10 protein-coding genes are annotated in these 13,552 nt (G+C 32.8%); 8 read left to right on the top strand and 2 right to left on the bottom strand.

Annotation, left to right across the window (positions count from 1 at the left end; genetic code table 11):
* Nucleotides 1-13: 13 nt before the first annotated feature.
* The 8 genes from dtd (at nucleotide 14) to ABD859_RS02970 (ending at nucleotide 9,882) form a co-directional block, all read left to right on the top strand.
* Nucleotides 14-466 (top strand): D-aminoacyl-tRNA deacylase, encoded by a 453-nt coding sequence (gene dtd / locus ABD859_RS03005; RefSeq protein WP_345140068.1) that lies wholly within the window; start codon nucleotides 14-16, stop codon nucleotides 464-466.
* Nucleotides 467-529: 63 nt separating this feature from the next.
* Entirely contained in the window at nucleotides 530-2,437 is a 1,908-nt protein-coding gene (locus ABD859_RS03000; protein WP_345140065.1) for a DUF3857 domain-containing protein, read from the top strand.
* An 18-nt stretch (nucleotides 2,438-2,455) separates the two neighbouring features.
* Nucleotides 2,456-4,477: a transglutaminase domain-containing protein gene (locus ABD859_RS02995; protein ID WP_345140063.1), complete on the top strand. Its 2,022-nt coding sequence runs from the start codon at nucleotides 2,456-2,458 to the stop codon at nucleotides 4,475-4,477.
* Nucleotides 4,478-4,517: 40 nt separating this feature from the next.
* Nucleotides 4,518-4,844 carry a nucleotide pyrophosphohydrolase gene (locus tag ABD859_RS02990; protein WP_012022600.1) on the top strand — a complete coding sequence of 109 codons (327 nt, stop codon included), beginning with the start codon at nucleotides 4,518-4,520 and terminating at the stop codon, nucleotides 4,842-4,844.
* A 98-nt stretch (nucleotides 4,845-4,942) separates the two neighbouring features.
* On the top strand, nucleotides 4,943-6,172 hold the full coding sequence (gene aroA / locus ABD859_RS02985; protein WP_345140060.1) for a 3-phosphoshikimate 1-carboxyvinyltransferase: 1,230 nt from the start codon (nucleotides 4,943-4,945) through the stop codon (nucleotides 6,170-6,172).
* 395 nt (nucleotides 6,173-6,567) lie between these two features.
* Nucleotides 6,568-7,617, top strand: a complete 1,050-nt coding sequence (queA, locus tag ABD859_RS02980) for a tRNA preQ1(34) S-adenosylmethionine ribosyltransferase-isomerase QueA (RefSeq protein ID WP_012022598.1) — start codon at nucleotides 6,568-6,570, stop codon at nucleotides 7,615-7,617.
* 303 nt (nucleotides 7,618-7,920) lie between these two features.
* The gene (gene kynU / locus ABD859_RS02975) at nucleotides 7,921-9,195 is read left to right on the top strand and encodes a kynureninase (RefSeq protein ID WP_345140054.1); all 1,275 of its coding nucleotides are present in this window, start codon (nucleotides 7,921-7,923) and stop codon (nucleotides 9,193-9,195) included.
* A 240-nt stretch (nucleotides 9,196-9,435) separates the two neighbouring features.
* A complete protein-coding gene (locus ABD859_RS02970) occupies nucleotides 9,436-9,882 on the top strand; it encodes a YMGG-like glycine zipper-containing protein (protein WP_345140052.1) in 447 nt (148 codons plus the stop codon).
* A 57-nt stretch (nucleotides 9,883-9,939) separates the two neighbouring features.
* Here the strand turns inward: ABD859_RS02970 and ABD859_RS02965 are convergent, their stop codons facing one another.
* Entirely contained in the window at nucleotides 9,940-11,748 is a 1,809-nt protein-coding gene (locus ABD859_RS02965) for a hypothetical protein (protein WP_345140051.1), read from the bottom strand.
* Nucleotides 11,749-11,917: 169 nt separating this feature from the next.
* Entirely contained in the window at nucleotides 11,918-13,474 is a 1,557-nt protein-coding gene (locus tag ABD859_RS02960) for a hypothetical protein (protein WP_345140049.1), read from the bottom strand.
* Nucleotides 13,475-13,552: the final 78 nt, after the last annotated feature.

The following is a 13,552-nucleotide window of genomic DNA, read 5'->3' as shown; positions in this document are numbered from 1 at the left end:
TTCAAAAATCATAATGAAAGTAGTAATCCAAAGAGTTTCAGAAGCATCAGTAACTGTTGAAGGTCAAAAAACAGCAGACATTCAAAAAGGTTTATTAGTTTTAATTGGAATAGAAGATGCCGACACACAAGAAGATATTGACTGGCTTGTTGGGAAAATCATAAAGATGAGGATTTTTGGCGATGAAAATGATGTTATGAACTGCTCAGTTCAGGATATCGACGGCGATATCATTGTGGTTTCTCAATTTACACTTCACGCTTCTACTAAAAAAGGAAACCGTCCTTCGTACATAAAAGCTTCAAAGCCGGAATTTGCCATTCCTATGTATGAGAACTTTGTAAAAACTTTAGAAAAAGAGTTTCAAAAGAAAGTCCAAACCGGAATTTTTGGCGCCGATATGAAAGTCAGCCTTTTAAATGATGGGCCTGTAACCATAGTTATGGATAGTAAAAATAGGGAGTAAAAAAATATACACAAATGTTAAGAATTTCTAAAAATAGTATATATTTGGCGAAATTACTTACTAATGAAAAGCCCTGTTTTTGCGTTATTTTTCTTTTTATTTACTCTTATTTCAACTGCGCAAAAAGATGGATATTCTGCTCTCTTCATTTCTGACAGTCTAAAAGAAAACGCCGATGCTGTTGTGCGTTTGGACCAAATGGATATTACCATTTCTTCGCAGCGAAGCATGAATATTAAAACCCAGCGGGTTGTAACGGTTTTTAATCAAAAAGGTCTTGAACATATCGAAGCCTATCAGAATTACGATAAATCCATTTCATTAAAAAACATAGAAGCCGTTGTTTATGATTTACTTGGAAATGAAATCAAAAAAATAAAACGAAAAGATTTTAAAGACCAAAGTGCAGTAAGCGGCAGCACACTTTTTTCAGATAATAGAATACTTTATCTGGATTATACACCAGTCTCATATCCTTTTACGATTGTTTATTACAGCGAAATTGAAAGCTCGAATACAGCTTTTATACCACGCTGGTATTTTTTAGGAGGTTACAATGTAAGCATCCAAAAAAGTATTTTAAATGTGTCTTTTCCTAACGATCTGGGATTTAAAAAGAAAGAATTTCTACTTTCTGATTTCAATATAAAAAAAACGGTCGATACCAATACAAAACTAAGTTACACAGCAAGTAATATTCTGGCTAGAAAAGCAGAAGATTACAGCCCTTCTGTGGGAGATCTTTTTCCGAAGATAATGATGGGATTAGAAAAATTTCATTTAGAAGGTGTTGATGGAACGGCAACAACTTGGGAAGCATTTGGAAAATGGTATGGAGATAAAATTTTAAGCGGGACAACCGTTTTGCCTGAAGAAACCAAAACCAAAATAAAAGCGCTTGTTGGAGACGAAAAAGATCCGGTTAAAAAAGCCAGAATTATTTATGATTATGTACAAAAAAAATCCAGATATGTAAACATTGCAATAGGAATAGGAGGCTGGAAACCCATGCTCGCTTCAGATGTTGATCGTTTAGGTTACGGAGATTGTAAAGCATTATCAAATTACACAAAAGCACTATTGCAAGCTGTTGATGTTCCTTCATATAATACAATTTTGTATGGTGATCGCTATAAATCTAATATCCAGTCTGATTTTGTTTCCATGCAGGGAAATCACATGATTCTTGCCATTCCAAATGGAGATAATTATATCTGGCTGGAATGCACAAGTCAGGATGATCCGTTTGGTTATCAGGGAACTTTTACTGATGACAGAGATGTTTTGGTAGTGAAACCAGAAGGAGGACAAATCGTGCGAACCAAAATTTATGAAGATAAAGGAAATACCCAAAATGGTAAAGGAAATTATATAATTGATGAAAACGGAAACTTTTCGGGAACAATTTCAATAACTTCACAAGGATCACAATACAGCTCAAAATCCCGTCTCGAAAATATACTTCCAACAGAAAAAGAAGCGCATTATAAAAGTTACTGGAGTAATATCAATAATATTAAACTCGGTAAAATAAGTTTTGTAAACGATAAAGAAAATGTCAAATTTTCAGAAGATGTTCAGCTTACAGCTCTTAATTACTGTACGATTTCCGGCAGCAAAATGATTTTTACTGTAGATGCTTTCAATCAAAACTCCGAAAATGTAAAACGAATCAGGAATCGTAAAAATCCGTTTCAAATTCAGCGCGGTTATTTTGATACTGACGAAATTGAAATCAGTCTTCCCGCGGGTTTTTCTATTGAATTCCTGCCACAGAATTTTGAATTGAAAGGGAAATTTGGAGAATACAAAACAGAAATCATTAAAAAAGATAATAACAAACTGACTTATAAACGCTCTATGTTTTTAAGCAAAGGAAAATATTCGAATAAAGAATATGATGAATACCGGCTTTTTATAGAACAGATTTCAAAAAATGATAACTCAAAAATCATATTGACCAAAAACTAATCAAAACCAAAATAAAACATGAAAATTACCAGATTATTCATTTTTTTATTCCTGTTGTTTACAGCTTCAAAAATAGAAGCACAGGAATTCAAATTAGGAAAAGTTTCAATTGCAGAATTGGAACAAAAAGTACACCCAAAAGATTCATCTGCAGCAGCGGCAATTTTGTACAAAAGAGGAAAAGCCAGAATTGAATATAATGATGGCGACGGATTCTTTTTGCTTACCGAAGTTGAAGCCCGTATTAAAATATATAAAAAAGGAGGATACGATTGGGCGAATCAAAGTGTAACTTATTACAGTGTAAAAAATGATTCAAGAGAAACCGTAAATATTACTGATGTTGTAACTTATAATTTAGTAAACGGAAAAATTGAGAAAACAAAATTGAAAAGTGACGGCGAATTTAATGAAGACATTAACAAATACAGATCAAGAAAAAAAATCTCGATGCCTAACGTAAAAGAAGGTTCCGTTTTAGAGTATAAATACACAATAAGAACTCTTAATATATCCATGATGCGGGATTGGAAATTTCAATCTGTTATTCCTGTTAACTATTCAGAATATATAACTTATATTCCTGAATATTATACTTTTAATACGATGCAGAAAGGATATATTTTTCCAAAAGTAACAGCTGTTAAAAATTCCAGATCGATAAACTTATTAAGTAAAGACAGAACCTTAGGGCCTGGACACGTGGCTAAAACGACATTTTCTGCAGATAAAGTAGATTATATGGAAACTCAAACTAATTATATTGCTGAGAACCTTCCTGCTCTTAAAGATGAATCTTATGTTAATAATATAGATAATTATACAGCAAGTGTAGAACACGAATTATCGATTGTTAAACCATTTAATCAACCTTTAAAAATGTATTCTGCAGATTGGAATTCTGTGGTAAAAACAATTTATGATTATGATGATTTTGGACCTGAATTAAATAAAACAGGTTATTTTGAAAATGATTTAAAAACGGTATTAGCGGGATTAAATACTCCCGAAGAAAAAATGCCGGCTATTTTAAATTATGTGAAATCAAAAGTAAAGTGGGACGAATATTATGGTTACAACTGCGATAAAGGAGTTCGAAAAGCATATCAGGAAGGAACAGGAAATGTGGCAGAAATTAATTTAATGCTGACTGCAATGCTCCGTTATGCCGGACTAACGGCAAATCCTGTTTTGTTAAGTACACGCTCAAACGGAATACCATTGTTCCCTAACAGAACAGCTTTTAATTATGTTGTAGCGGCTGTTGAAACCCCATCAGGAAATGTTTTGCTGGATGGAACAGATAAATTTTCAACCCCGAATATTTTACCATTAAGAACATTGAACTGGAATGGAAGACTAATACGTAAAGACGGAAGTTCTGAAGAGGTTAATTTAATGCCTCAAAAAGTTTCTGCAGATAACATCTTTATGAATTATACTATTGATACTGACGGAAAAGTGACAGGAAAAACCAGAAGACAATATACAGATTATAATGCATTGGTAGCCAGAGGTAATATTTCTAGTTTGAAAGAAGAAGAATATCTGGAAAGTTTAGAAAATCAATATAATAAAATAGAAATCAATGAGTATTCAAAGACTAATGAAAAAGATTTTCTACAGCCTGTTATCGAGACTTATTCATTTTCAGGAAATAATTTATGTGAATTAATAGGCGGAAAAATTTATATAAGTCCTATGTTATTCTTTACAGAAAATAAAAACCCATTTACACAAGAAGTTAGAGAATACCCTGTAGATTTTAGTTATCCTTTTGCTGATAAATATAATATTACAATTAAAATCCCTGATGGATTTGAAGTTGAAACACTGCCAGTAGCTGCAGCTGTTACTATGGAAGAAAATCTGGGAAATTTTAAATTCAATATCGCAGCCAGCGGTAATACATTACAAATAGCAATTTTGCATCAAATAAATCAAGCGATTGTATCAGCAGAGAAATATGAAATGCTGAAAGAATACTACAAAGCAATGATCGCAAAAGAAACTGAAAAAATTGTATTAAAAAGAATATAGCAAGATTAAGTTTGCCTTATTTTTGTTCAAAAATAGAATCATGGATTTGAAAAATGCACAACTAGATGTTGATACCTGGATAAAAGAACACGGAGTTCGTTACTTTAACGAATTAACCAATATGGCACAGCTTACAGAAGAAGTAGGCGAAGTGGCCAGAATTATTGCACGTCGTTATGGAGAACAATCAGAAAAGGAAAGTGATAAAAACAAAGATTTAGGCGAAGAACTGGCAGATGTTGTTTTCGTAGTTTTATGTCTGGCGAATCAAACCGGAATCGATTTACAAGCCGCTTTTGATAAAAAAATGGATTTAAAATCGGTTCGAGATAAAGATCGTCACAAAAACAATGATAAATTGAAATAATTGTGAAATTTAAGCGTGAATTTTGATTTACGAACGAGGAGTGGTAAATTGCGTGCCTCGATTATGTCAGTCATAATCTGCAACTCATAACTAATATCATGAATTTAAAATTAACGACGAATTCACCATTCACAATTGATGATTCGCAGCTAAATATTACCGGTTCAAAAAGCGAAACGAACCGCTTGTTACTTCTTAAAGCATTATTCCCTAATATTACTTTAGCCAATACTTCAAACTCAGACGACAGCGAAGTAATGCAGAAAGCTTTAATTGGAAATGACGAAATTGTAGACATTCACCATGCTGGAACTGCAATGCGATTTCTTACAGCTTATTTTGCTGTAAACGAAGGTCGTGAAGTAGTAATGACCGGATCGAGCAGAATGCAGGAAAGACCAATTAAAATTTTGGTTGAAGCATTAGCGCAATTAGGAGTTGAAATCTCTTATGAGAAAGAAGAAGGTTATCCGCCAATCAGAATTAAAGGAAAAAAAGTTACGGCTTCAAAAGTAACTTTGGCAGCAAACGTGAGCAGTCAGTATATTTCGGCACTTTTATTAGTTGCTTCAAAATTAGACAATGGTTTAGAATTGACTTTAGAAGGCGAAATTACTTCTGTTCCTTATATCAAAATGACTTTGGCTTTGCTAAACGATCTTGATATTCAAACCAGTTTTGAAGGAAACGTAATTAAGGTTTTTCCGAAAGAATCTGTTGAATCAAAAGAAATGGTTGTAGAGTCTGACTGGAGTTCAGCTTCTTATTTCTTCAGCCTTGTCGCTTTGTCTGATGCTGCAAAAATTACTTTGAGCAGTTATAAAGAAAACAGTCTTCAGGGAGATTCAGAATTAGTGTCTCTTTATGAAAAAATGGGTGTAAAAACGACTTTCCAAAATAATAAAATGACTTTGGAAAAAGTGTCTGGATTTAATTATCAAGATGTAAACTTTGAATTAAATAGTACACCAGATATTGCCCAAACAATTGTAGTTACTTGTTTAGGTTTAGGAATTGGATGTCACTTAACAGGACTTCATACTTTAAAAATTAAAGAAACAGACCGATTAGAAGCTCTAAAAACAGAACTTACAAAATTAGGAGCAGATATTTCTGTTACTAATGACAGTCTAACTTTAAACCGATCTTTAACTATTAATCATGATGTGCACATCGCTACATACAACGATCACCGTATGGCTATGGCATTTGCACCTTTAGCAGTAAAAGTTCCAATTATTATTGATGATGCAGGAGTTGTTTCAAAATCATACCCGGATTTCTGGAATGATTTAAAAGATTTAAATTTTCAAATTTCAGAATTGTGAAAATTTGATCTAATAAAAAACTTTACATAAAAGTATAAAATATAGCCTCTGGTTAAAACCAGAGGTTTTTTTATACGCAAGTTTTACTGTAGTCACAAAGTTTGTCATTTCGACGAAGGAGAAATCTTCTCTGGAAACTCAACAAAGATTGAATTTTCATTATGGAGCTACTGACAGAGATTTCTCCTTCGTCGAAATGACAGTAATTGCCGAATACTTTTTTTTGTTAAAAAAATGCTTTTTTGATGGTTTTCAAACCTCAGTAAATCAAGGAGTTTTAAAAATAAACGTCAAAACACTTGACAACGCCTATCTCACAATCGTATATTTGCATCCGATTTAAAATTTTGGATAAATAAGTCTAAAATAGATATTTAAAAATCTACAATTCAAATATGAAATTATCACACTTCAATTTCAATTTACCAAAAGAACTTTTAGCTGAATTTCCAGCAGAAAATAGAGATGAATCTCGTTTAATGGTAATTGATCGTCAAAAAAACACAATCGAACATAAAATGTTTAAAGACGTTATCAACTATTTTGATGACGGAGACGTTTTAATTTTAAATAATACAAAGGTTTTCCCTGCACGTTTGTATGGAAACAAAGAAAAAACCGGAGCAAGAATTGAAGTTTTCTTATTAAGAGAATTAAACTCTGAGCAAAGACTTTGGGACGTTTTAGTAGATCCTGCAAGAAAAATTCGTATTGGTAACAAACTTTATTTTGGTGATGATGATTCGTTAGTTGCTGAGGTAATCGACAATACAACTTCTCGTGGTAGAACTTTGCGTTTCTTATACGATGGTTCTTATGAAGAATTCAGAAATAAATTAACAGAACTTGGAGAAACTCCAATTCCTAAATATATCAACAGAGACGTTACTCCGGAAGATGCAGAAAGATACCAGACTATCTACGCAAAAGAAGAAGGAGCTGTAGCAGCGCCAACTGCTGGTTTACACTTCTCAAAACACCTTTTGAAAAAATTAGAAATCAAAGGAGTAAATTTTGCTGAAGTAACTTTACACGTAGGTTTAGGAACTTTTAACCCGGTTGAGGTTGAAGATTTATCTAAACACAAAATGGATTCTGAGGAATTAATCATTACTCAGGAAGCTTGTGATATTGTAAACGAAGGAAAAGCAAAGAAAAAACGTATCTGCGCAGTTGGAACAACTTCTATGCGTGCTATCGAAAGTTCTGTTTCTTCTGCAAATACTTTAAATCCGTATGAAGGATGGACAAACAAATTTATTTTCCCTCCTCACGATTTTAGTATTGCAAACTGTATGATTACAAACTTCCACACACCAAAATCAACATTATTAATGATGATTTCTGCTTTCTGTGGACATGATTTAATGAAAAAAGCATACGAAGAAGCAATCAAAGAAGGATACAAATTCTATTCTTACGGAGACGCGATGTTAATTCTTTAATTAGAATTTATTATATAAATAAGACCCGGCAAGTTTCATAACCTGTCGGGTTTTTTGTTTTTTAATGGTTTGACATTCGTTGTGAAATTTACCGCAAAGTCCGCAAGGTTTTTTTGCTCAGTTTGTGTTTGCCAAATGCAAAAGAGCGCAAAGTTTTGCGAACTTAGCGTTTGTAAATGTTAGCCCTGATAAAAAATCTTTGCGAACTTTGCAGTTAAAAAACACAAAGTATTTCAACTTGAAACCTTAAACCTGAAACAAAACAAACAAAATTTGTTATTTTAGCGAGCAAAACAAAAAACAATGACTTTTCAAAATACACGCGAATTTGCACGAGAGCTAGATTCGAAAGACACATTAAATCATTATCAGGAACAATTTATTTTTCCAAAAGTAAATGATAAACGAGTAATTTATTTTACAGGAAACTCATTAGGATTACAGCCAAAACGCACCAAAGCATATATCGATGAAGTAATGAATGACTGGGCAGAACTTGCGGTTGAAGGTCATTTTTATGCACAAAAACCGTGGTGGGATTATCAGGAAAGATTTTCAGAACCGTTGAGTAAAATTGTTGGAGCGCTTCCGTCAGAAGTTACGGTAATGAATACTTTGACTGTAAATCTTCACTTGCTGATGGTTTCTTTTTATCAGCCAAAAGGAAAACGTTATAAAATTATCTGCGAAGAAAAAGCATTTCCGTCAGATCAATATATGTTTCAAAGTCAGGTAAACTTTCATGGCTATAAACCAGAAGATGCGATTGTAGAAATTAAACGCCGAGAAGGCGAACATAATATTCGTTTAGAAGATGTTCTGGCTAAAATTGAAGAAGTAGGCGATGAGCTGGCTCTAGTATTAATTGGCGGAGTAAATTATTATACAGGGCAGGTTTTTGATATTAAAACGATAACTGCAGCAGGACAAAAAGCCGGAGCAAAAGTAGGCTGGGATTTAGCACACGCAGCCGGAAATATCAAATTAGAACTTCACGACTGGAATGTCGATTTTGCTGCCTGGTGCAGTTATAAATATATGAATTCAGGACCAGGAAATGCTTCTGGATGTTTTGTTCACGAAAGACATCATAATTCTGATTTACCAAGATTTGCCGGATGGTGGGGACATAATAAAGAACGCCGTTTTAAAATGGAACCAAACTTTGATCCGGTTCATGGTGCCGACGGATGGCAGATCAGTAATCTTCCGGTTCTTTCTCTGGCGCCTTATTTAGCTTCGGTAGAAATGTTTGCAGAAGTTGGTATGGATGTTTTAATTAAAAAAAGAGATCATATTACTTCTTACTTAGAATTTATTCTTCACGAAATTGATAAAGAAGTAGAAAGTACTTTTGAAATCATCACACCTTCAAATCCAGAGGAAAGAGCATCGCAATTGTCGGTTTTTCTTCATGGAGAAGGAAGAGCTTTATTTGATTATTTAATGAAAAACGGAGTAATTACAGACTGGCGTGAACCAAACGTAATTCGTCTGGCACCAGTTCCATTATATTGTTCTTATGAAGATATGTACGACTTTGGACAAATTCTAAAAAAAGGAATTTTAGGAAAATAATATTTATATAATTTCTCGCAAAGACGCGAAAACATAAAGTTTAATTACTAATTAGAGAAATTAAAAAGAACTTTGTGTATCTGCGTCTTTGAGAGTTTTATAGAAACTTAAAAACTTAGAACCTTAGCACCTCAAATCCTTAGCAGCTTTAAATCTTATAAACTTTCTAAAAAATTCTGTAATAATCAATATAGCAGATATTTATTAATTTGTAGTGTATAATTTTTAAAAACCACGATCATGAAAGGCTTATATGTTTTATTAGCAGCGATACTTTTGACGTCATGTCAAAATCAAAGTAAGGAAGATATCAATAAAGCCAAACAAGCCAGTATTGATTCAATGAAAGTTGAGATAAACAAACAACGTGTTATCGATTCAATGAAGACTGAAATGGCTAGGATAAAAGAAGAGCAGAAAGTTGAAGCTCAAAAAGAAAAAGTTGTCGTAGTACATCAGCAAGCAAATGGAAGTACTGCCGCTACAACAGCAGAAGCTCCTAAAAAGAAAGGCTGGAGTGCAACTGCTAAAGGTGCCGTAATTGGAGCCGGAGTAGGTGCTGCAACCGGAGCTATTGTTAGTAAAAGAAAAGGAGAAGGTGCTGTTATTGGAGGTTTGGCAGGTGCTGCATTAGGTACCGGAACTGGTGCTGTTATCGACAGCAAAAAGAAAAAAGAACAGAATTAGATTCCTATAAAATAAATATAAAACCGCCGATTTAGATTTCTAAATCGGCGGTTTGGCTTATACTAATTCCAGTTTTGGAATTTGAATGGCATTTAATTGTGCTTTATAAAAATCAAATTGATTTTTAATTTTCTTTTCATCGTTTTTAAAATATAAAACAGATGAAAAAAGGTTTTGATAATATTCAATTCCTTCTAAAATATTCGATTTAAAAGAATTCCATTTTTTAATCTGATTCGCTGTTACTTCTCCAGAAATGGTTTCAATTTCATTTCTAAAATAATCAACGTACATTTTTAATTCTTTCACAAATAAATGTGGACGCTCAGTTCTTAAAACTGATTTTTCCTGATAAATATGCTGTACCATTTCTTTTAGAGAAACTTCCTGATCAAAATAAGCCAGATTTGGTCCCGGACAAATTACCACACCCTGCGCCTGACCTTTTATTTTAATATCATTTTCAAGATAAGAAGCATTAGCCAAACCAACACACAAACACGATTTTTCGGTTATTTTGATTTTACTTTTTTCAAATTCATCGGCTGATAAAGAATCTTTTTTGGCTTCTAATTCTTCTAATTTTATATCCTGATATTTTTTAGATGCCGTGCAGATTCCATGCGGATCATATTCTTTGCTTAAAGCCAAAAATTTCTTTGGGCAGGAACTTCCGGCTTTGTTTTCATGAATTCTTTTTTGTTTCAGGAACTCATTTGTTGTGCCTCGCAAAGTATTAAATGGAACTCCCAAAGGCGAAATATTACTTAAGTAAAAATCATCTTCTTTAGCATTCATTAATAAATTGCGGGTTTCCTGATCTACTGAAGTTGCTTCGGGAACTAATAAAAACGGAGAACCCCAGCCAACAGAATCTACTTTGTATTCATCTAGTAAAAATTCGTGTTCTTCGGCAGTTCCCACACCGCCCTGAACCGTAATTTTTAATTCAAGAGGATTTTTTGGAAAATGCTGATTTTTGAGCTCTAAAGCCTTAATCATTAAATCATGGGCAGATTGTACCAATTGATCTTTTTTCTGCTTGAATTCTTCTAAAATAGTGCCTAATAAGAGTCCATCAGTAGCAAAAGCGTGACCGCCGCAGTTTAATCCTGATTCAATTCGGTATTCTGAAACCCAAAGACCTTTTTTGGCGAGAAAATTTCCCTGAATCATTGCGGATCTAAAATCGCTTACTTTTAAGATGATTTTCTTTTTAAGCTCATTTTTTTCATTTGGAAAAAAGTCTTTAAAATTTTCGAAGTAACCAAATAATCTCGGATTCATTCCCGCAGAAAGCACAACAGAAGATTCAAGATTACTGTTTGCAAAACCTCTTAAAGCGGCATGAGCATCATTAAATTCAATTGGAAGCTGTTCATTTTTAATAAAATTATCTTTGTCCAGTTTTGTCATGATATTTACATCTATGTCGCCCGGAAAAAGATGCGATTCGATATAATGCTGAATGTTTTCTTTAAAAGCAATTCCGTCGTCAAGTAAATTTTGAAAACCTTTTTTAATGTCAGAAGTGTTAGGCAGCATCGACATAAAATTTTCAAGAGCTGTTTTGCTTTCCGTAAGTTCAGTTTTAAAACTTTCGAATTTGTCTTTTACAATTTTATCGACCAAATTTAAATAAGAAGTAATTCTTTCAGCACGATAATCATGAAATTTCTGAGTGATTTCTTCGTATGGTATATTAAATTTAGTGCTATAAAAGTTACGCATCTTCTCAATAAGATCATCATCGGCAAGGGCAATAACAGACGAAATTCCGTATTGCGCTACACGAATTGGACTGTCAATCGTGTATGCAAGTCCCATAACCGGAATATGAAAAGTGTGTAATGGTGTTTTTGTCATTTGTTTTCAGATTAAAATAAAGACAAATGAAAAAAAATATTTTTTTGAAAAACCTGATAATTGTCAGGTTGTAAATTGTTCAGGTGCTTTTTCTGCCACGAATTCACGAATTATTTTAAATGAAATTCTTGAATTGCTTCGCTTTCGCTCTGGTCGCGGCGGAAAATATTTAAATCAAAATCTTCTTTAAAGATTCTGCAATGCTTCGCCACAAAAAGTTGTAGAATGATTTTTCCTGAATACGTTCAATTTCAACATCGGCAGTTTTAGCTTTGTCTTTCGAATCATTTTTGACCAGTAAATTGGCAATTGCAGATTTAAGCTTGGCTTCTTTTTCAGGATTTTTCTTTTTGTATAATTTCACTTTGAGATCATCATAATCTAATGAAGCATTTCCTTTTGAAACATTATCATTTCCGTAAAAATTAAAACGATATTTATGAAAAGCTCCCGTAAATGAAGCGTTCATATAGGGTTTACTGAATTGTCCCATGGCAGCAACATCAAAATTTGAAATCACGCCCTGAATATGAAAACCATCGTTTTTATCAAGAACGTTAAAACTCCAGTCAACATCCAGCGGCGAATTTTTCATGAAAATGCATTTCACTTTTATCTTTACATCATTGGTTTTTTTAAGTCCAAAACCACTTCGAAGATTAGTTGCCTGAAGATTAAATTTGGTAAAAGTTAATACTCCCGGACCTTTAGAAAAATCAATTTCTTCTTCATAAACTAATTTTGATTTTAAAACCTGAAGCGTGTCAATCTGCAGCGGAAATTTTAAATTTCGCAATAAATGATTGTAGAGATATTTTTTGCTTAAATCATCTTTCGGCATTTTACCACGGTAAATATTGGCATCAAAATGATTGATTACAAGTGAATTTGCTTTAAAGAAAAAACGATCGTTTTTAAAACCCCAATCCATTTTAGCAACTTGTGCCGAATCAAATTTTAAGGTGTAAATATCTTTTTCTTTCTCTAAGCGTTTAACAAATTCTGGTCTGGTAAACTGAGGAAGATTCGAGAAATTATTGATTTTTAAAAAATTCTTCTCGGTACTTATTTTTCCAATGTTGATATGATAAAAAGCACTTGGCCTGTAAAATAAGCTGTCGATAACCAAAGCATATTTTTTAAACTGAAGCGGAATTTTTTCTTTTAAAGTTGTATCGGTAATTAAAATTCCTTCCAGTTTTAAAATGATTTTTTTTATGCTGAAAATAGGTTTTTGGCTGTCAAGAGAAACCACATCAACCGTTCCGTCGTTTAAATAAATGTTAGAAACGCCAATGATTTTTTGAAACGGTTCAACAATTTCGTTTTTGATACTCTTGCTGTTGTTTAAAAGCTTTTCGCCTTTTTTGTATAAAATAACTCTGGGTTTATTAATAATAATGCTTTCGGCCTGAATAATATCGCGAAAAGCTAAATCCCAAATATTGAAATGCTTTATTGTTATGGATTCAATTTTAGAAAAAAGTCCGTTTTTACTGTCTTTAGGTTCATTTTTCGGGCTCACTAATAAAGTCTGCGCGTAAATATTTCGGGAGAAAAGAGAAACTTCAATTTTTTCGTAATTGATGTTGTAGGCAGTTTTATTTTTCTCATGAATAATTATTGGCAGCTGTTTTTTTATCCAGTAATTCAAACCCATATTGGCAAAAATTACAAGTACAAAAAGAGAAATTACTGCAATCGCTATTTTTTTATACACAGACATTTATAGTATTAATTTTAAATACATAAATTTAGAGTTTTTAAAAAGAATGATTTTTACATTATTCTTCTTTTTGGTTAC

It is taken from the genome of Flavobacterium ginsengiterrae, assembly GCF_039539785.1.
Lineage (GTDB): Bacteria > Bacteroidota > Bacteroidia > Flavobacteriales > Flavobacteriaceae > Flavobacterium > Flavobacterium ginsengiterrae.
This window is presented reverse-complemented; position numbering and strand designations above follow the sequence as displayed.